Annotated in this window: 18 protein-coding genes and 1 tRNA gene; 12 read left to right on the top strand and 7 right to left on the bottom strand. The window is 49.7% G+C overall.

Annotation, left to right across the window (positions count from 1 at the left end; translation table 11 throughout):
* The first annotated feature begins 74 nt into the window (after nt 1-74).
* Together psb29 and GS601_RS19165 are read left to right on the top strand one after the other, a co-directional pair.
* Nucleotides 75-797: a photosystem II biogenesis protein Psp29 gene (gene psb29 / locus GS601_RS19160; RefSeq protein ID WP_162424903.1), complete on the top strand. Its 723-nt coding sequence runs from the start codon at nt 75-77 to the stop codon at nt 795-797.
* A gap of 328 nt (nt 798-1,125) precedes the next feature.
* Entirely contained in the window at nt 1,126-3,042 is a 1,917-nt protein-coding gene (locus GS601_RS19165; RefSeq protein ID WP_162424904.1) for a lipoxygenase family protein, read from the top strand.
* Nucleotides 3,043-3,297: 255 nt separating this feature from the next.
* Here the strand turns inward: GS601_RS19165 and GS601_RS19170 are convergent, their stop codons facing one another.
* A complete protein-coding gene (locus GS601_RS19170) occupies nt 3,298-3,960 on the bottom strand; it encodes a HEAT repeat domain-containing protein (RefSeq protein WP_162424905.1) in 663 nt (220 codons plus the stop codon).
* 169 nt (nt 3,961-4,129) lie between these two features.
* Complete coding sequence (pyrE, locus tag GS601_RS19175; protein ID WP_162424906.1) at nt 4,130-4,753, bottom strand: orotate phosphoribosyltransferase; 624 nt, start codon at nt 4,751-4,753, stop codon at nt 4,130-4,132.
* 63 nt (nt 4,754-4,816) lie between these two features.
* On the opposite strand from pyrE, the gene GS601_RS19180 reads away from it, so the two are divergent.
* The gene (locus tag GS601_RS19180) at nt 4,817-5,311 is read left to right on the top strand and encodes a hypothetical protein (protein ID WP_162424907.1); all 495 of its coding nucleotides are present in this window, start codon (nt 4,817-4,819) and stop codon (nt 5,309-5,311) included.
* Between the two features lie 104 nt (nt 5,312-5,415).
* Here GS601_RS19180 and GS601_RS19185 read toward each other — a convergent pair.
* A tRNA-Ile gene (locus tag GS601_RS19185) sits at nt 5,416-5,488 on the bottom strand.
* A gap of 369 nt (nt 5,489-5,857) precedes the next feature.
* Between GS601_RS19185 and GS601_RS23015 the strand changes: the two genes are divergently transcribed.
* Nucleotides 5,858-6,259, top strand: a complete 402-nt coding sequence (locus tag GS601_RS23015; RefSeq protein WP_202925216.1) for a hypothetical protein — start codon at nt 5,858-5,860, stop codon at nt 6,257-6,259.
* Nucleotides 6,260-6,373: 114 nt separating this feature from the next.
* Nucleotides 6,374-7,786: a hemolysin family protein gene (locus GS601_RS19195; protein ID WP_162424908.1), complete on the top strand. Its 1,413-nt coding sequence runs from the start codon at nt 6,374-6,376 to the stop codon at nt 7,784-7,786.
* 158 nt (nt 7,787-7,944) lie between these two features.
* On the opposite strand, the gene accB is transcribed toward GS601_RS19195, so the two are convergent.
* Both accB and efp read right to left on the bottom strand, forming a co-directional pair.
* Complete coding sequence (accB, locus tag GS601_RS19200) at nt 7,945-8,457, bottom strand: acetyl-CoA carboxylase biotin carboxyl carrier protein (protein ID WP_162424909.1); 513 nt, start codon at nt 8,455-8,457, stop codon at nt 7,945-7,947.
* A 60-nt stretch (nt 8,458-8,517) separates the two neighbouring features.
* Nucleotides 8,518-9,081: an elongation factor P gene (gene efp / locus GS601_RS19205; protein WP_162424910.1), complete on the bottom strand. Its 564-nt coding sequence runs from the start codon at nt 9,079-9,081 to the stop codon at nt 8,518-8,520.
* A gap of 174 nt (nt 9,082-9,255) precedes the next feature.
* Here efp and GS601_RS19210 point away from each other — a divergent pair, with 174 nt between their 5' ends.
* Together GS601_RS19210 and thiL are read left to right on the top strand one after the other, a co-directional pair.
* The gene (locus tag GS601_RS19210; RefSeq protein WP_162424911.1) at nt 9,256-10,398 is read left to right on the top strand and encodes a peptidylprolyl isomerase; all 1,143 of its coding nucleotides are present in this window, start codon (nt 9,256-9,258) and stop codon (nt 10,396-10,398) included.
* A gap of 70 nt (nt 10,399-10,468) precedes the next feature.
* Nucleotides 10,469-11,470 carry a thiamine-phosphate kinase gene (gene thiL, locus GS601_RS19215; RefSeq protein WP_162424912.1) on the top strand — a complete coding sequence of 334 codons (1,002 nt, stop codon included), beginning with the start codon at nt 10,469-10,471 and terminating at the stop codon, nt 11,468-11,470.
* A gap of 1 nt (nt 11,471) precedes the next feature.
* Here the strand turns inward: thiL and GS601_RS19220 are convergent, their stop codons facing one another.
* The gene (locus GS601_RS19220; RefSeq protein ID WP_162424913.1) at nt 11,472-11,885 is read right to left on the bottom strand and encodes a hypothetical protein; all 414 of its coding nucleotides are present in this window, start codon (nt 11,883-11,885) and stop codon (nt 11,472-11,474) included.
* Nucleotides 11,886-11,930: 45 nt separating this feature from the next.
* On the opposite strand from GS601_RS19220, the gene GS601_RS19225 reads away from it, so the two are divergent.
* Nucleotides 11,931-12,392 carry a hypothetical protein gene (locus GS601_RS19225; protein WP_162424914.1) on the top strand — a complete coding sequence of 154 codons (462 nt, stop codon included), beginning with the start codon at nt 11,931-11,933 and terminating at the stop codon, nt 12,390-12,392.
* A 175-nt stretch (nt 12,393-12,567) separates the two neighbouring features.
* Here GS601_RS19225 and GS601_RS19230 read toward each other — a convergent pair whose 3' ends face one another.
* A complete protein-coding gene (locus GS601_RS19230) occupies nt 12,568-13,581 on the bottom strand; it encodes a type I glyceraldehyde-3-phosphate dehydrogenase (RefSeq protein WP_162424915.1) in 1,014 nt (337 codons plus the stop codon).
* A gap of 930 nt (nt 13,582-14,511) precedes the next feature.
* Here GS601_RS19230 and murC point away from each other — a divergent pair.
* The 4 genes from murC (at nt 14,512) to GS601_RS19250 (ending at nt 18,381) form a co-directional block, all read left to right on the top strand.
* Nucleotides 14,512-16,047 carry a UDP-N-acetylmuramate--L-alanine ligase gene (murC, locus tag GS601_RS19235; protein ID WP_162424916.1) on the top strand — a complete coding sequence of 512 codons (1,536 nt, stop codon included), beginning with the start codon at nt 14,512-14,514 and terminating at the stop codon, nt 16,045-16,047.
* Between the two features lie 117 nt (nt 16,048-16,164).
* The gene (gene murB, locus GS601_RS19240; protein WP_338017080.1) at nt 16,165-17,205 is read left to right on the top strand and encodes a UDP-N-acetylmuramate dehydrogenase; all 1,041 of its coding nucleotides are present in this window, start codon (nt 16,165-16,167) and stop codon (nt 17,203-17,205) included.
* Nucleotides 17,206-17,436: 231 nt separating this feature from the next.
* Nucleotides 17,437-17,784 (top strand): YbaB/EbfC family nucleoid-associated protein, encoded by a 348-nt coding sequence (locus GS601_RS19245; protein WP_162424917.1) that lies wholly within the window; start codon nt 17,437-17,439, stop codon nt 17,782-17,784.
* Nucleotides 17,785-17,895: 111 nt separating this feature from the next.
* Complete coding sequence (locus tag GS601_RS19250) at nt 17,896-18,381, top strand: low molecular weight protein-tyrosine-phosphatase (RefSeq protein ID WP_162424918.1); 486 nt, start codon at nt 17,896-17,898, stop codon at nt 18,379-18,381.
* The last annotated feature ends 395 nt before the right edge of the window (nt 18,382-18,776 follow it).

Genomic DNA, 18,776 nt, shown 5'->3' on the forward strand with positions numbered 1-18,776 from the left:
CAAGCAGGCTTGTCTGATTCCTTATTCATGCCGCTTTGTGACACAATAAAGTAACGTAGCTCACCCAACGAATTGTGAACACAGTCCGCACCGTCTCAGATACCAAGCGAGCGTTCTATAACCTCCACACCCGCCCGGTCAATTCTATCTATCGTCGGGTGGTTGAGGAATTGATGGTAGAAATGCACTTGCTCGCCGTCAATGTGGACTTTCGCTACGACCCAATTTATGCTTTGGGCGTTGTCACGTCCTACGATCGCTTCATGCAGGGATATCGCCCCGATCAAGATAAGCCATCCATTTTTAATGCCCTGTGCCGCTCGATCGAAAGCGACCCAGAGACCTATTTGCGAGATGCTCAGCAACTCTTATCGGTGGCATCGCGCTGGTCTTGGGATACCGTGCTGTTGCCAGAAAAATCTGAGAGTGTTTCTGAGCTTGCCCCGTTCCGCCAGGCGTTGCAAGATATTGCCGGTCGCCCCAAGTTTAAGTACAGTCGGCTGTTTGCGATCGGCTTATTTACCGTTCTAGAAACCGCAGATGCTGACCTTGTAAAAGATGAGTCGCAGCGCGTCGCTGCCCTAAACCAAATTTGCCAAGCACTAAACTTGCCGGACGATAAAGTTCAGAAAGACTTGGAACTGTATCGCAGCAACCTCGAAAAAATGGTGCAGGTGCAGGCGATGATGGCGGATGTGTTGGTGAGCGATCGCAAGAAGCGCGAAGAGCGTGCTCAAGCCAAGGCGGCTGGCGAGAATTCTGAAGTACCGAAAGACGAGGCGGCGTCAGGCTCATAGCATTGATTCAACCATTTGAATTAGGATTTGGGGGATGACACGTTCATCCCCTTTTTTTATGGATATAGCCATATAGCCTTCTTGGTTAGGACGGGGTGCAGGGGTAGAACTCCTGGCTGGGGGCGCAGCCCCCACATTCCCTCTTCTCCAATGTCCTAAGCTACCTAGCGACAGCTATGGTTAGTTTTCTGTTTTATGAAGTTTTCCTGATTAGAAAAACGGGCTTCGGAATCGTTTAGATAGACGGTGAAGATATTCAGAGTATTGAACCGCTTTTATAGCTGTCTCAGCAGCTTTTATAACAATCGCAACTGGCGGGATATAAGCTATGTCTGATCAATCTCTCTATTCTCAACAAAGCCTCTATCGCTACGACCCAAACGCTCTAAACCCAGAAGGTGGCCCCTCTCGCATTTTTCCGTATCGAGGAACTGAGGGAATGTTGCGTTATATTCTCGATGAAATTGGAGAGGATTTAATACATCAGGCTCAGCTTCCATCTCCTATTTTAGAAGCACTAAAAGCCTTTGGAGAACTTGGAAAAAACGCTGAAGAAACGTGGCTAAAACTAACTACTATTTTGGTTGATTTAGAGTTTTTTCAGTCTAATCTGTTCAATTTTACGCTGCCGCCTGGAGAGCAATTTAGCTCAGAATTTGTGCGGCTCAGACGAGTGATGGGAGGGGCGTTAGTTGCAGCAAGAAATGCAGCCGCAGGAAATGCCAACCTTGAGCAGCAAAGGCTGCTTTTCTATCAAGCATTAGAAAAGAGCGATTGGCATCGCCAAGCTCTGAAGCATAGCGCCCGCCCAGCCGTTGCGGCAATCTATGAGCGCGATGGTGGGCTAAGCGATCGCGAGTTTGCGCGGCAGCGGGTGGCAGGTCCAAACCCGATTCAAATTTGCCGGGTGCAAGCGCGATCGCAGCTTGAAGGACTCCGACCGGCTCATACATTAGCTAATGGCGAAACGATCGAGATCGCTGACGCAGCAGCACAAAATCGGCTGTTCATGATCGATTATCCGTTCTTAAATCTTGCGCCAGAAGCCCTACAAATTGGGCGTTATGTGGGTAGCCCAAAAGCCTTTTTCTACAATACTAACCAGGGGCTAGAACCCCTCTTTATTCAAGTTGAGCCAGGGGGCAAAGTTTACACACCGAACGATGCCGATGATTGGATGCGAGCAAAGTTGTATGTGCAAGTTGCCGACATCACGCAGCACGAGTTAATTACGCATTTGGGATTCACCCATTTGGCAATGGAAGCCTTCGCGATCGCAACGCCGCGCCGCCTGCCATCGGCTCATGCTCTCCATCGATTGTTGCGTCCTCATTTCAAGTTTTTGTTGGCAATTAATACCCGTGGAAATGCAATTTTGCTGGGAGAAGGAGCCGCGATCGATAACTTGATGGCTCCAACACGAGAGGTTTCTCTGTCGATTATCAACCAGTCCTATCGCGCTACATCGTTCGCTAGCCATGGGTTGCCCACCGATCTGTCTCGGCGAGGGGTCGAACCCGAATTTTTAGCAGATTATCCCTACCGCGACGATGCTCAACTGCTTTGGGACGCCATCCATCGCTATGTTACTAACTATGTGCAGCAATATTATCGAACCGATGCCGACGTTCAGCAGGATGCCGATTTGCAAGCGTGGGCGGCAGAATTGGGGTTGCCGCTGGCTCAACGATCGCCGCAAGAATTTGCTCAAGCTCCGGATTGGCTGCCCCCAGAGATTGTGGCGAAAACGGGGCTTGCCGTAGAGTTGCCTGCCTACCCTCGCGTGCCTGATTTTCCGACGGCTGCTCATCCTGGGCGTTTTACAACAGTGCAACAGGTGATCGAGGTGGCAACGCAAATTATCTTCACCTGTAGCGCCCAGCATGCGGCGGTCAACTTCAGCCAGTTTGATTATTTTGGCTTTGTGCCCAATTCTCCGCTTGCAGCTTACACCCACCCTGATGTGCCTGCCTCGTTAGAAGCCCTGCTGCCCTCGGCTGAGAAAGAGTTAGGGCAGATGGAACTTGCCTTTGCGCTGAGTGGAATTCGGTGGAGCCGGTTGGGAAGTTCTGAGACGATTGGGTTTGCGAATCCGTGCGATCGCAAGGTGCTGCACATTTTTCAGACCGAATTAGCTCAGATTGGAACCATCATCGATCAGCGAAATGCCCATCGAAAGGCAACCACACAGGTTGACTATCCCTACTTGCATCCGGCACTGATTCCCAACAGCATCAACATTTGATGGGTCTAGTAGATTGTCAACGTTGAGTGGATGAGTGGATGGGTGGAGGGTTCCAATTACTAGGTTCCCCCTCTCCTCCTAGTCCCTCATTTCATTTAATCTTGACAGACCACTAGGTTGGATGGGTTCAAGTTTTGCGATCGCTCCATCAAAATGGGTAGTAAGTCTAATAACGAGCAGATGCTCAAATCAATCTGGTTTCATTGATTTGATCATCTGCGCTAAAATCCAGCCCGATCTGCGATCGCATTGCCTCTACCCTGCCAATTTCTTTAACGAAATCATCGCCGATTGCGCCACGTTGCTATTGTTATCTTTTTCCAAGTATTTCAGTGCAGAAATACTCTTTTCGCTAGGCAAATGTCCCAACGCTTCTGCCAAGCGCTGACGCACTAACCAATCTTCTGATTGGGCAAAGCGGAGAATTTGATCCACCGCATCGACGGCTTTAATTTCACCGAGAGCCGCGATCGCAGCTTGTTGCACCACAATTTCCTCGCTGTCTAACGCCTGCACCAGCACATCCCGCGCCCGTGGATCTTTGAGATTGCCCAACGCCACCGCCGCACTAAAGCGCACCAACCAATCTGTATCTTCGTAAAATGCTCTCACCAACGGCTGAAACGCTCTCCCATCTTCGAGATAGCCCAATGCCCCTGCCGCATCTGCCCGGATTCCGTAATCTTTTTCGTTGATCAAAATGTCAATTAAAAGATCGTAACATTCGTCAGTTTGCTTGATGCCGAGGGCAAACACTGCCATAGAGCGAATTTGTAAACTCTCATCATTCAAGACTTTTTTGATCAGCGGCACAGCATCTTCAGCCGTTGCTTCCCGCAAATTGGCAAGCGCAACCATGCGATCGCGGGTGCTGTCACTCTCTAACTGAGAGGAAATCTTTTCTAAATCGACACTCATAGTTGTCACAAATCTTTATATTGTTCCTCTATGATACAGAATCGAGCGCGATAATACGACCCTCTCTGCTCGCAATTACCGCACCTCTACCGATCCCATCAGAGGCAAGGCTAGAGTCGTTGACCCAAGAGCAGTGATCTTGAGCACCAGACTGACATCCCCTCAGCAGCTAGGAAGTCGCACCGTGCGCTAGTCGCTGCTGATAGCGCTGCTGCACATCGTCGATCGTAAACACTGCCTGAAACTTTAAACCCTGCTGCTGATAAAATTCTGCGCCGCCTTGCTGTCGATCTACCAGAGAAATCACCTGATCCACCTGATAACCTGCCTCACGCAATCGATCGACTGCTTTCATTGCCGACTGTCCCGTTGTTACAACGTCTTCTAACACCACGACTGGGCTTCCCCCTGGTAAGGTTGGACCTTCGATATAGACCTGGGTGCCATGCCCCTTCGCCTCTTTGCGAACAATCAGGGCGGTGAGCGATCGCGCCTCATAAGCCGCCACAACACTTGCTGCGGTAACGAGCGGATCGGCTCCTAGGGTTAAACCCGCCACTGCGATCGCATCTTCTGGCACAAGCGTTAACAACATTCGCCCAACGCCCAACCCACCTTGAGGATGCAGCGTCACTTGCTTGCCGTTGATGTAATACGTGCTCCGTTGCCCCGACGACAGCAAAAAATCTCCTTCGCGATAGGCCACCTCACAGAACAAATCCAATAGTTTTTCTCGCAGTTCCTCCAGAGGTGCATGTGCCCAATCAAACAAAGTTGCGCCAAAATTACTCATATTCCTTGATGTAGGGCAAACTAAACCTACTCCCTTTCCAGCATTTTAATAGAGGATAACCCTATGGGCGTGAGGATCAAGAGCCTGATTGGCTCACTCGTTCTAACCACAGCTTCTACCGTAGCGATCGTTTCGAGCGTGGCGGTGCCAATCGCGGCAACTGCCCAAGAGCAACCCGCACCCGTATTTAGACCCCGTGAAGTCATTCCTGATGCGATCAACGAAGCCTTTTATGGCAGCAAAGACACCTTCCAAAATCGCAATCTGGGGCAATCGACCGAATCGCTCATCGGCGTTATTGGCTACCCCGAAAACCTGATTGCTCGCGATGGTGAAAAAATTCATCGTCTCTACCGCGACTTGCTCAACCAGCAAACCTCCAGCGATCCGATCCTTCGTACCGCCGACTTGCCAAACCCTTACAACACGTCTGTTTTGCTGCAACCCAATGTTAGCGATCGCGTCATAGGCAGCGAGTTTGTGATCGAGCAACCGCCCCAAGCGCAGTTTCCACCTCTGCCACAGATGATTCAGCCCGGATTGCCGCAGAGATATTAGAGGAGAGGATCTATGGGCATCTAAGGGCAGCAGTGTGCAACCTTATATTGACCCATATCTCTCCCCATTCAGCGAGAGTTCTTCTATCGATCGAGCTTTTCTGATCCAGGGTGCAGGAGTTGAACCCGCCTAACGCGAATTATGAGTTCGCTGCCTAAACCGATCGGCCAACCCTGGTAAGGTCTTGCAATACCAGACAATTCAAAATATTGTTCAAAAATATTGTAACCTGAGTTCCTGATTTGGGCGACGATGCGGAGAACTTCGGATATACTGCTACAGATTTTGACTATCGGCTGTCGAAACGGGAGTTGATACTAAATTAATCTGTAAATGCTACAGACCTGCGACCTCCCCCAACCCCTCCTTAGTAAAGCGGGGAGCCGGAAAGTCCCTCTCTGACCAAGGGGGGATGCCGTCGGCAGGGGGGTCGAGGATTTGTCGCCGTGAAACATCAATTTGGTATGAGACATACAATTGCTGGTGTAGATACAATTGCTGGTGTAGCCGTTTTTTCCAAAAGTCCCCTCAATTTGATCGCTCACAATGAAAAGAATTAATTCCACCGTTGCTCTGACGTTTATTTTGCTGGCTCTAATGTTTGGTGCTGGCGTTGTGAGTTCTGCCTGGGGATTTGCGATCGGGCGAGAAGCGCTCAAGGGAATTACGCAGCCCGACTCTCGCCCAACGAATAAGGTGAATCGCAAAAATCCGAACGGGCGCGAAGCGTTAACCTTTTTCAAAGAAGACGATATTTTGATGAAGGTTAAGTCGCGGATGGGAGGCGGCACTCAACCATCGGTGAGTCCGAGTCCGAGTAGCAGTCCGCAAAGTAAGGGTGAAACTCTGAATCAGCAGGTGGTGGCGAATGTTCGTGTCTTGCCTCACCCTGGTAGAGTAAGTATTTCAGCAGTTCCTTCTAATAGCGCCCAAACCCTGTTGCCTTAGTTGACAGATTACCCGGATCAAACGCTGCAAGTTAAGCTGTCAAAGATTCCGGTGCGCTAAGAAGCAGGATTGCCCTTTTGATGCCCCGTTGCCCATTGAGCGTTCGATTTCAGCATGATTGCCCCCGTTGCCCTTCTTTTAGCAGCGCCACTTCAGCAACCCAATCTTGCAGAAGTGCTGCTACGAATTTTATCTGTGCTGCTGTTGATTGCAATTAATGCCTTTTTTGTGACGGCTGAGTTTTCGATTGTTTCGGTGCGGCGATCGCGGATCAATCAACTCGTCGATGCAGGCGATATTCAGGCAAGAACGGTGCAAGATTTGCAGCGCAGCATTGACCGATTGCTGTCTACCACTCAGTTGGGCATCACGCTCTCTAGCTTGGCACTGGGTTGGATCGGTGAATCAACCATGGCAGTGCTGGTGAGTAGCGGGATTGCAAATCTGCCGCTTCCAGCCGCGCTCGTGCAGCCTGCGGCTCATTCGTTGGCAATTCCGATCGCGTTTCTGACCATTGCTTATCTTCAGATTGTGTTGGGGGAACTGTGCCCAAAGTCGTTGGCGCTGCTCTATTCCGAAGAAATTGCGCGATTTTTGGGTCCGTTTAGTTTAGCGATCGCGCGGTTTTTCAACCCGTTTATCTGGATTCTCAATCAGTCTACTCGGCTGCTGCTGCGGCTTTTAGGGGTGCAGTATACGGGGCAAGGATGGTACAACCAAGTTACCCCAGAAGAATTGCAGTTGATCATCGCCACGTCTACCGAGTCGAGTGGGCTAGAAGAAGAAGAACGGGAACTGCTCAGCAATGTGTTTGAGTTTGCCGATGTTGCCGTGACCGAAGTGATGGTACAGCGCCCTAACATGACTACCCTTCTAGTCGATGCCACTGTGCGAAATCTTCTAGAAGAAGTGGCGCATTCTGGGCATTCGCGCTTTCCGGTGATCGAAGAATCGGTGGATGATATCTGCGGGTTGATTCACTTTAAAGAGTTAGCAGAACCGCTAGTTCAGGGGACGTTGACCCTTGAAAGCCCCATTCATCCGTGGATTCATCCGGCGCAATTTGTGCCAGAGTATACACCCCTTGGTGAGTTGCTAACGTTGATGCAGCGATCGCGGCATCACATGGTGCTGGTTGTGGATGAATTTGGCTCTACGGCTGGTTTAGTCACCATTCAAGATCTGATCACTCAGATTATTGGAGAGACACCAGAAGCGCAAGAAGGCGAGGAGGTGCCCATTCAGCGCATTGATGACCATACCTTTCTGGTGCAGGCTCAAGTTCATTTAGAAGAAGTCAACGAAGAGCTTAAGCTTGATTTTCCGTTAATTGATGAATATCAAACGTTGGGCGGCTTTTTGCTATATGAGTGGCAAAAAATCCCGGCTCACGGGGAGACCCTTCAGTACGGCAACTACGAATTTACAGTGATTTCAGCCGAAGGTCCAAGACTGCATCAAATCCGAATTCATCGCCTCGAAACGTCCCCCGAACGGCAAAGTGAAACCCAGCACCCCCTCAATTAATGCCGGTTTGCGCCACTACGATGGGTGCAGTAGTCCGCAGGGGCTGAAAACGCTGCTGCTGGTTTTGCGAACCTCCCTCCCAACCAAGAAGAAGGTCAGCAAGATGGGGTTGCCAAACTGAGGATAGGTTCCGTTTGGTACGGCTGCCAACCGGTGCCCTATCCGGGGTTTACCCGCATCAAGGGCTGTCCAAATTCTACCGGGTCACCGTTCTGCAATAAAATTTCTACTACTTCACCTGACACTTCCGATTCCAGTTCGTTCATCAGCTTCATCGCTTCGACAATGCAAACGGTTTGACCTGTCCGAATGCGATCGCCCACATCGACAAAAGGCGGATCGTTAGGTGCAGGAGAACGGTAAAACGTTCCGACCATGGGAGAGGTAATTTCTAAAAGGCGGCGATCGTGGGGCGGCGGCGCAGAAGGGCTAGGCTCCTGCGATCGCGGCGCGTCGAGGGGCGGCAAAGCGGCAGCGATCGCCGTTGGATGGGAACCAGCAGATGGTGATAGAGCAGTTTCTTGAGAAGGGCGCTCTGTCCCGATCCCATCGCTCGAATCTCCGCGACGCACCGTTAGCTCGAAATCGCTGCTCTTTAAGGTCAACTCTGAAATATCGGTTTGACTGAGGGCAACTAACAATTCACGGAGTTCTTTCAAATCCAGTGGCACAGTCTTTATACTCCTCACGCTGTATTTGGGGAAGATCGCCTACCCCTTATTCTCTATTTTCTAGCTGTTCTCGCGTCCTAAATATGTATCGTTGCGAGTATCGACTTTAATCTTTTCGCCCACCGAGATAAAGAGAGGAACCATGACTTGGGCCCCCGTTTCAACGATCGCAGGTTTTGTTCCTCCCGTTGCCGTGTCGCCTTTGACACCCGGATCGGCTTGGGTCACTTCGAGCACAACCGAGTTTGGAAGCTCAACCTCCATCACCTGTTCGCCCCATTTCACCACGTTGACTTCCATGCCTTCTTTGAGATATTTGATGCGATCGCCAATCTGAGACGCATTCAGCCGACCTTCTTCATAGGTTGCCATGTCCATAAAGACATAATCATCCCCGTCTTTATAGGTGTGCTGCATCGTGATCTTTTCTAAATTGGCTTGAGGCACAGTTTCCCCAGCCCGAAACGTTCGCTCAACAACGCTACCCGACTGCACGTTTTTTAGCTTGGTGCGGACAAACGCCGACCCCTTACCGGGCTTGACGTGTAAAAATTCGACGACCCGCCAGACCGCTCCATCTAATTCGATGCTAACGCCGGGTCGAAAGTCGTTACTAGAGATCATGAGTCTGTAATTATGGAGGAGAACATTCGGCACCTTATTTTACCGCTCTGTGGACGCTTTAAATTCAGGGATAAGCGATGGAAACACGCCTTCTTCGACACCTTCCTCCTCTGTCTTCCCCAGACATGGCACAATCGAAATGGGGTTGTTACGCACCGTTTAAGAGCAATAGTTATGTGGAATACTGCAAACCTTTGGAACCTGGTTCTAGCGCTTCTGCGGAACTTGGCTAGATTTTTCACGCGGCGGGGATGGGCGTTCATCCTCTTGGGTAGCGTGGTCAGTCTTAGTGTGGGGATCGGAACGCTGCCCGCCCAAGCCTTGCCGCAAGGAAATGCGATTAAAGATCCAAAAGCGTTATTACGAAATGCCTTGCCGATCGATAATCCTGAAGTCCGCAAGTTGCAAAATAGTCTTGAGGATATTTCAACGCAACTCCGGGCAAATCGTCGCTGGGGTGCGGTGACATCCGATATCAAGACAGCTTCTCGAGTGCTAGATCAGCCAACCAAGGTTTTAGCCAGCATTCCAGACGAGCGCAAGCCGGAAGCAGAACAGATTATTGAGCAGCTAAAATCTAGCGTGGCTGAGATTCAGGGTGCGACAGATGCAAAAGACAAAGAGCAAATTTTGATCACTCGCAGTCAGATGCTCGATCGCATCAGTGACCTAGAAGCCATGATGGTAACAGAGTTTCCGTTTGACGTTCCCACAGAGTATCGCAACCTGCCTCAGCTTAAAGGGCGCGCTACGGTTGCCGCTAAAACCTCACGAGGTGATCTGACGATCGTGCTCGATGGGTTCAGCGCTCCGGTTACAGCCGGAAACTTTGTCGATTTAGTCAACCGGGGGTTTTATGACGGCTTAGAGTTTACCCGTGCAGAAGATTCGTATGTGCTGCAAATCGGTGATCCACCCGGTCCGGAAATCGGATTTGTTGATCCAAAGACAAAAAAATATCGGGCAATTCCGATGGAAATTCTCGTAAAAGGCGATCAGGAACCGGTTTACGGAACAACCCTAGAAGAAGCAGGACGCTATCTCGATCAGCCGGTTCTGCCGTTCTCTGCTTACGGTGCGTTAGCGTTGGCGGCTCCTGCTGATAACCCGAATGGTGGGTCGTCTCAGTTTTTCTTCTTCTTGTTTGAGCCTGAGCTAACCCCAGCGGGCGCAAACCTGCTAGACGGGCGTTATTCGATCTTTGGTTTTGTGACTGACGGCGCAGAAGTTCTCGGTCAATTGAAAGCGGGAGACAAGATTGAGTCGATGAAGGTTGTAGACGGTCTAGACAATTTGGTAGAACCAAGCGTGGCTTAAGTGAATTTGGATAAGCTGATTTTATGGAGGCGCGATCGCATCGTGTCTCTTCTTTTTTAAGGACACGATCATGGAACTGCGAGTGCAAGATATTGGCGAACAAGGACTTTTAAAGCGAGTGCAAGCATTTTGTCCGAGCACGTTTGCTTCGGAGTTGGGCGAAGCCCTGAGCGTGGGTGATGATGCCGCTGTTCTCCCGACCGAACCTGGAAAGTCTCTCGTTGTTACGTCGGATGTGTTGGTTGATGGTGTGCATTTTAGCGACAGTACGACTCCCCCAGAGTCGGCAGGCTGGAGAGCCGCCGCCGCTAACTTGTCGGATCTTGCCGCGATGGGTGCGTCACCGCTTGGCATCACGGTGGGATTAGGGCTTCCAGGGGACGTTTTAGTATCGTGGGTCGAGCGACTTTATGTAGGAATGACCGATTGTTTGCGGCGATATAACACCGTGATCGTCGGGGGTGATATTTGCCGATCTCCAGTGATCACCGTTTCCATCACTGCCCTTGGACAGGTTGATCCCACTCGCGTGATCCGCCGATCGACCGCTCAACCGGGAGATGCGATCGTGGTCACGGGCTATCATGGTTCCTCACGGGCAGGACTAGAACTGTTGCTACATCCTGAGGTTGAACCAGAATTAGAGGGTCGCGCTTCATTAATTCACGCTCATCAATATCCAAATCCGCGTTTAGATGTTCTGCCCCCGTTCCCCTGTGCCGGCATGGATTCAAGCGATGGTGTTGCGGATGCGGTTTTGCAACTTTGCCAAGCGAGTGGGGTTGGTGCAAGGCTCGATCGTCAACGGATTCCGATTCATCCGGCATTGAGAAACTGGGCGTCTCCTGAACAAGCGATGCAGTGGGCACTGTATGGCGGAGAAGATTTTGAATTGGTCTTGTGTTTACCGAAAGAATCGGCTCAAGAGTTGGTTAAACAGTCGGGAGAAGGGAGTGCGATCGTCGGCACAATCACCTCTAATCCAGAGGTTCGGGTAGTAGATTCAACCGGGGAATATTCCGACCAGATTCTAACTTTAGAAGAAGGATTTCAGCACTTCAAGAGTGAATGAGTTAGGCAGGAACTTCCTGTTCTTGAACATCCCTTGAGTTATTGAGATACCAGTAGAGGTTCGTCACTGTTAGATCTGAAACGTCTTGCCAGTTCATCGGAACAAGCGCAGGATATTTACTTTGAGCGACCAATCCTTCGATTTCAGATTCGTACTCTTGCCGTAACTCAGGCTTAATCGTAAATCGCAGTTGATCGCGCAATGCATAAAAGGCAGATTTTGCTTTCAGTGTGTTGTAGGCGTTCTCTTCCTCTAGAAATTGAATCGTTTCAGCTTCAATTTCGATGCAAAAACGCAGCAGTATCGACAAGGAATAGGCTGGTCTGACAAGGACGGCTTCAATCGAGAACTTCCTGGAAAGCTCAGCAGCATTTCCGACAGCCTTGATCAAGCCATCAAGGAGACTTTGCAGCAACTACTTCAAGAACTGAACAGTAACCAATTGGAGCCAATTCAGACATTGCTCAATGCGCTGAATCAACAGTCGCAACTTAAACTGAGTTCTGAGCAAATGCACTTGATAGGAGAGTTACACGAAAAGTTCAGTCAGGCAACTAATCAACTTTCTGGAGCTTATAGTACAAACTTATCCCAGGTCTTTCATGGCGTGGTAGAAGAGTGGCGTAACCGATTTGGAGATATTTCCTTAAACGAAGTAGAGAAATTTAGAGATAAAGTTTTTGACATAATTGAAATGGGATTTGAACTAACAATCGACGATCGCATGGCTGCAACAGGCAAAATAGTAAAATGGGAATTTGTCTTCTACAATGACTTTCTAGAGAAGCAAAACCGCTATCAGCAAGAGACTCCTGAGCAACGGCTTGCAGAGAAGGCTTGGATTGATCAGCAAAGACAACACCTAGAACACCTGTTGGCTGACCTCGAAATGAGTCTTGAATCTTCAGAGATGCTAGTGTGAAATTCTCGCTCAAGTTTCATGCAACTGCATCCCAGTTTAAGCAACTCTCCAACTGTCCAACTGCTCCTTCGCCTTGAAGTAAATCTGAAATATTGCATCCTCCACACGAAAAGCAAACCCTCAACTCCAAACTTGGAATTGAGGGCATCAAACTCTAAAAGTTAGTGACTAGCGATTACTTCTGCCAATTCTGAGCCACAACTTCAGCTAGGTCAACCACGCGCTGGCTATAGCCCCACTCGTTGTCATACCACGCCACAACCTTCACCATATCGCCGCCCATCACCATCGTTAGGGCAGCATCGACGATCGACGACTCATCTGTACCTGCGTGGTCACTCGATACCAAGGGCAGATCGCAATACTTCAAAATGCCTTTCATCGACCCTTCAGCCGCATCTTTGAGAACTTGATTCACCTGTTCTGCGATCGTATTTTTCTCAACGTTTACAACCAGATCCACAACAGACACATTCGGCGTCGGAACCCGCAGCGCAATCCCGTTTAGCTTGCCGCTCAACGCAGGCAGCACCAAGGCAACCGCTTTCGCAGCACCGGTCGATGTTGGGACAATATTAACTGCCGCTGCCCGCGCCCGTCGCAAATCGCGGTGGCTGGCATCGAGAATGCGTTGGTCACCCGTGTAGCTGTGAGTCGTGGTCATCGTGCCTTTGACGATACCAAAATTTTCGTGCAGCACCTTCGCCACCGGTGCAAGGCAGTTGGTCGTACAGCTTGCGTTGCTGATGATGTTGTGCTTGTGATGATCGTAGTCATGGTCATTCACACCAACGACAAACGTTCCATCCTCATTTTTTCCAGGAGCAGTGATTAACACCTTTTTTGCCCCAGCGTTGAGGTGCTTTGTCGCGCCCTCTTTGCTGATAAAAACGCCCGTAGATTCAATAATTAAATCAATTTCCCAGTCGCGCCAAGGCAGGTTTTCGGGGTTGCGATCGGAGGTGCATTTGATCTTTTTACCGTTCACCGTAATGGTATTTTCGTCGGCTTCGATGTCTCCGACAAACTTACCCAGCATCGAGTCATACCTTAGCAGGTGAGCATTGGTTTTGGGATCAGAAGTATCGTTGATTGCAACGACTTCTAGCTGACTATTCTCCCGACCCGCCCAGCATCGCATGAAATTACGTCCAATGCGCCCAAAGCCGTTGATCGCTACTCTAATCACTGCGTCTTGCCCTCTGAATATAAATACCTATTGATGGATTACATCATACCTTAAAAGACGCTGCAACTTTTCCCCGCTACGTACGATCGCATGGAAAAATTGCTGGGAGTTTAGAGCGCTTCACTACACTACCGGATCGTTCATAAATGCTTTGTGGATAAGGCTGTGCTCGGTTTAGCCGAAGACAGCCTAGCAACGATCCGCTCGCTTGCCCTTTCGCGCTGCCCTGAAAAATCAGAAAATATATCCCTCATCTGCTGTTCCCACATTATTCATTCTGCATGTCAAAAGACTTATTTCTTTTGAGCCTTGCAAAACTTCTGTAGTTGGCGAATAAGATATCAGCAACGTTCTGATTGACCTCTGCGGTCGCTTTCTTCAATCTCAGCCCTAATCTCAGTCTAAGGAATTGTTTCATCTTTAAGTTCTTATGGCAAAATTTGTAGCAATCTTGGCGATTTGATGTTGATGAAACGTGAATCGTCAAGATGACAACTTCGCTAAGATTACACAGCGCAGATTGCGCATTTCAACGGCTGGTTGATCTTGAAAGATGACTCAAATTGGGTGTAAGAACACACAAAGCGTTTGGGCAACCTATCACAATTCCTGGTTCTTATAGTGTGAAAATATCAATGCTTTCCGTTGCTGAGAGCGAGATTTGCCCAGACTTCAACTTTACCTAAAAAATCGTCGCCATTCTTTCGGGAATTAACTGCTCCTGATGTGTATTCAACGAATTAGGGTAAGTCTATAAGGGTGAATTGACCAGTAAAGTAAGGAAAAAATTGGCTTTTGCAGAATAGTTTCGGCTGGAATTTCTTAAGTTGTTAACTAACAGAGATCAAAATTCCGATTTAGCTATACCCTCAAAAAGCAATCCTTGATATGATATCGCGTGTTATTCGGTGTGGTGTGTAAGGAGCAAAAATGCTGACTTCCGTTGACTTCAGCGGCAGACCGTTTCATTTCATCGGCATTGGTGGAATTGGAATGTCAGCCCTTGCTTATGTTCTGCTCGAACGTAAGCTGCCGGTTTCTGGTTCGGATTTGCGTCTCAGTCATATTACAGAACGACTGAAAACGCTGGGTGCTCACATTTTTTTGAGCCAAGATGCGGCAAATCTTGAGTACTTTTCGCAAACCTGCTCTGAGGTTGCTGAAGCCATTCCGATTGGTGCTTCTGCTGTCGCTACGGTTGCAGAACCTATTACCAAACGCCACTTAATGCCAGACGTGCTTAGGTCAGATGGTGTTGCGGCGGGCTTACCGCAAGTGATTTGCTCTACGGCGATCAATGAATCTAATGCTGAATATCGCGCTGCGCTGGAGTTGGGATGTCCAGTCTTTCATCGCTCAGATTTGCTCGCCGCGCTCATCAAAGACTACCGTAGCATTGCGATCGCAGGCACCCATGGCAAAACCACCACCAGCAGCTTGGTCAGCTATTTGCTGCTTGAAGCCGACCTCGACCCAACGGTGATCATTGGCGGAGAGGTGAAAGCGTGGCAAGGCAATGCCCGGTTTGGCTACGGTAAATATCTGGTGGCAGAAGCCGATGAATCAGACGGTTCACTCGTTAAGTTTGAGCCGTATGTTGGCGTTATTACCAATGCTGAACTGGATCACCCTGACCACTACAGCAGTCTCGATGAAATCGTAGACACGTTTCAAACCTTTGCCAACCGATGCGAGGTGACGATCGGCTGCATCGATTGCGAGACGGTGCGCGATCGCATTACGCCCACCCTGTCCTATAGCCTCAATGCTGACTCTGGCGCAGATTACACCGTTGACTCCATCTGCTATGGAGGAGATTGCACAACCGCACGAGTGCTAGAGCATGGGCAGGTGTTAGGCGACCTCAAGATTCAATTGTTGGGTCATCACAATTTGAGCAATGCCCTAGCGGCGGTGGCGGTGGGTCGGTTGCTGGGAATCGAGTTTGCCACGATCGCGGCGGCTCTCGCAACGTTTGAGGGCGCAAAGCGGCGGTTTGAGCATTACGGAACTGCGAACAACATTCTGTTCATTGACGATTATGCTCACCACCCTAGCGAAGTTCGGGCAACCTTGACCTCGGCTCGCCTGCACGCAACCCAATCGTTTCCAAAGCGTCGCGTTGTTGCCGTATTTCAGCCCCATCGCTATAGCCGTACCACCACATTTTTAACAGAATTTGCCGAAGCCTTCGGAGATGCTGATGTAGTTGTACTGAGCGATATTTACAGTGCCGGAGAATCGAGTTCTGGGCAAATTAAGGGTCAGGAGGTGGCTGATTTTTTCGCTACACGTCACTCAAAGGTTCACTACCAGCCGACGCTAGCGGCGATTAGTGATTTCTTAGCGGAAACGCTGACTCCTGGTGATTTGGTGATCTTTTTGGGAGCCGGGAATTTGAACCAAATCATTCCTGACGCGATCGCAACGCAAGCTCTGAAAGATCGCACCTTAGCAGGCGGCTGAAAAAGCGGCTGCCTAGTTAACTCTAGGGTAGTGCTGCCCTGGGCTGCAAATGCCGACAACCCGTCACCGAGATTAGCAATGGTCTCAGGTTAGAGCCTTTAAAATAACGGAACTTATATGACTCTCTCTCGTGATTCTCGAACTGTTCCCGCTCCTGTCATGCTAGATTTTGCTGATCCAGGAATCTATGCCCGATCAACGCCGCTCTTATCTCAGCGTGCAACGGTACAGGAGCGGCATGACAAGTTCATCCCCCTTCCTCTCCCTGGCACTGACTCCATGATCAAAGCGAATGTTCCGATGGCGTCGCTGACCTCGTTTCGGGTGGGCGGCCCAGCAGAATGGTATGTTGCACCGAGGCGGATCGATGAGCTACATGCGAGTTTGGAGTGGGCGCGATCGCAGGGCTTACCAGTGACCATGCTGGGATCTGGATCGAATCTACTAGTTAGCGATCGGGGCATCGCTGGGCTGGTCATTTCAACTCGGTTTTTGCGCTGTGCAAGCTTTGACGAAACCACCGGGCAAATTACCGTTGGGGCAGGAGAGCCGTTACCGAGACTAGCATGGCGGCTTGCCGATCGCGGTTGGCAAGGGTTTGAGTGGGCAGTCGGTATTCCCGGCACGGTTGGGGGGGCAGTAGTGATGAACGCAGGCGCTCATGGAGACTGTGTGGCAGACATTTTGGTGGATACTCACGTCTTGTTGCCCAACGGCTCAACCGAGATCTTGACACCCGATCAACTGAGGTATGAATACCGCACCTCGGCGCTCCAGGGCAGTAAAAAGCTAGTCACGCAAGCAACCTTCCAGCTAAACCCCGGAGCCAACCCGAAAGAGCTAATTGCCCTTACCGATACCCACAAGCAGCAGCGACAGCGCACCCAGCCCTACGACTTTCCAAGCTGTGGTAGTGTCTTTCGCAACCCTGACCCCCACAAAGCGGGCTGGCTAATTGAGCAAGTGGGGTTGAAGGGTCATCAGATCGGCGGTGCTCAAGTGGCGCAACGCCACGCCAACTTTATTCTCAATTGCGGGGGTGCAACGGCAAGTGATATTTTTCAATTGATCCGCCATGTTCAGTCTTGCGTTCAGCGAGAATGGCAACTGTGGTTAGAGCCAGAAGTTAAAATGCTGGGGGACTTTCAGGCAGGTTAGGTGGGGTGTGCTGTTCGAGCCGGAGATGGAGGCTGTTTCTAGGCTGAGGGCGACACGCTGGCTACCGGGGCTATCTCCTCAAAAACCGATTTTCAAAGGGGCAACTTTAATTACTTTATCGGTTATTTCCATCCCATAAAGTTACGAATTACGAATTACACTTTCTTAGCCAGTGTTATGATTCCTCAAGCCGATGTCATAATGTAGCTGTTTGACTATACATAGGAAGTTATGTCACAAGGACAGGGATTTGGCTTTGGGCTTGGCAAAATGAAAGAATTTGCTGAAGCCATCAAAAAAGCACAACAGGTTCAGGAAGGGGCGAAACAACTCCAGGAAGAACTGGAATCGATGGAGATAGAAGGCGAAGCGGGCGGCGGCATGGTGAAGGTGGTGATGAGTGGCAACCAAGAGCCGTTGCGGGTAGTTTTGACGCCAGAAGCGCTCAATGAAGAGGCGGATGTGTTGTCTGATTTGGTGTTGGCAGCCATGAAGGATTCTTACACAAAGTCTACGGCGACGATGCGCGAAAAGATGGAAAACCTTACGGGTGGTCTAAATCTTCCTGGGTTGGGCTAGGCATCGATCTAAATTGGTTTCATAAGGCAAAATTCATTTAAACCGGGCGATCCTAACGGGTGAGAGTAGCCCGGTTTTTCACGTTTTTACCCTTATCTATGTCTTACAAATATGTCTTACAAATTGCTATTTGTCTGCTTGGGAAATATCTGTCGATCGCCGTCTGCTGAGAATATTATGAATCACTTAATTTGGGAGGCAGGGCTTCGCGATCGCATTGTGTGTGATTCAGCCGGGACATCGAGCTATCACCTTGGCAGCCCGCCCGATCGCAGAATGACGATCGCAGCACAGGCACGGGGAATTGAGTTGATCGGTCAAGCTCGGCAGTTTGTGCGATCAGACTTTGAAGCGTTTGATCTAATCTTGGCGATGGATCGCGATAACTATGAGGGAATCTGCTTGCTCGATAGCCGGGGAACCTATCGCCATAAAGTTCGGTTGATGTGCGATTTTTGCACCCACTACGCTCTGAAAGAAGTGCCCGATCCTTACTATGGGGGTGAAGAAGGCTTTAATCAGGTGATCGATTTGTTGATGGATGCCTGCGAAGGATTGTTGAACTATGTGATTCAAGAAGAATTAGTTCGCCCCTAAACTGACGGGAGTTCGATATAGATTAGCGGCTCCGGTGTTCGCGGCTTTCCAGATCTGCGATCGCAGATCCTCTGTCAAACTCACGTTCAATTAGCGCTCAATCTATACTTCTCGGTCAACCATTTTCCAGCCCAGGCAGGATATTTTTCTAGGAGATTTCTCTAAAGCTAAGACTGAAGCACCCCTAATTCTGCTCAGTCTATAGTAATATGCTTTTTTTGACACACGTTAGCCCTGCATTGTCCAACAATGGCACTAAGTTGGGTCAGAGTTCTATCTTAAGAGGTATGTCATAAACCACACAACGTTGCTAAAGGTCTACAACTATATTTAGAATAGGAACCAAAATTAAGCGTATGCCACGATCGCAGGTTGCACTTTTATAGAAACTGTTT

It is taken from the genome of Myxacorys almedinensis A (assembly GCF_010091945.1).
GTDB lineage: Bacteria > Cyanobacteriota > Cyanobacteriia > Leptolyngbyales > Leptolyngbyaceae > Myxacorys > Myxacorys almedinensis.

What these genes read in the sequence shown, in the direction of transcription:
- efp (WP_162424910.1), bottom strand. Translation starts at nt 9,081, where the DNA reads ATGATCTCTAGTAACGACTTTCGACCCGGCGTTAGCATCGAATTAGAT.
- GS601_RS19195 (WP_162424908.1), top strand. Translation starts at nt 6,374, where the DNA reads ATGATTGCCCCCGTTGCCCTTCTTTTAGCAGCGCCACTTCAGCAACCC.
- GS601_RS19180 (WP_162424907.1), top strand. Translation starts at nt 4,817, where the DNA reads ATGGGCGTGAGGATCAAGAGCCTGATTGGCTCACTCGTTCTAACCACA.
- GS601_RS19170 (WP_162424905.1), bottom strand. Translation starts at nt 3,960, where the DNA reads ATGAGTGTCGATTTAGAAAAGATTTCCTCTCAGTTAGAGAGTGACAGC.
- GS601_RS19165 (WP_162424904.1), top strand. Translation starts at nt 1,126, where the DNA reads ATGTCTGATCAATCTCTCTATTCTCAACAAAGCCTCTATCGCTACGAC.
- murB (WP_338017080.1), top strand. Translation starts at nt 16,165, where the DNA reads ATGACTCTCTCTCGTGATTCTCGAACTGTTCCCGCTCCTGTCATGCTA.
- GS601_RS19250 (WP_162424918.1), top strand. Translation starts at nt 17,896, where the DNA reads ATGTCTTACAAATTGCTATTTGTCTGCTTGGGAAATATCTGTCGATCG.
- GS601_RS23015 (WP_202925216.1), top strand. Translation starts at nt 5,858, where the DNA reads ATGAAAAGAATTAATTCCACCGTTGCTCTGACGTTTATTTTGCTGGCT.
- murC (WP_162424916.1), top strand. Translation starts at nt 14,512, where the DNA reads ATGCTGACTTCCGTTGACTTCAGCGGCAGACCGTTTCATTTCATCGGC.
- GS601_RS19245 (WP_162424917.1), top strand. Translation starts at nt 17,437, where the DNA reads ATGTCACAAGGACAGGGATTTGGCTTTGGGCTTGGCAAAATGAAAGAA.
- GS601_RS19210 (WP_162424911.1), top strand. Translation starts at nt 9,256, where the DNA reads ATGTGGAATACTGCAAACCTTTGGAACCTGGTTCTAGCGCTTCTGCGG.
- thiL (WP_162424912.1), top strand. Translation starts at nt 10,469, where the DNA reads ATGGAACTGCGAGTGCAAGATATTGGCGAACAAGGACTTTTAAAGCGA.
- pyrE (WP_162424906.1), bottom strand. Translation starts at nt 4,753, where the DNA reads ATGAGTAATTTTGGCGCAACTTTGTTTGATTGGGCACATGCACCTCTG.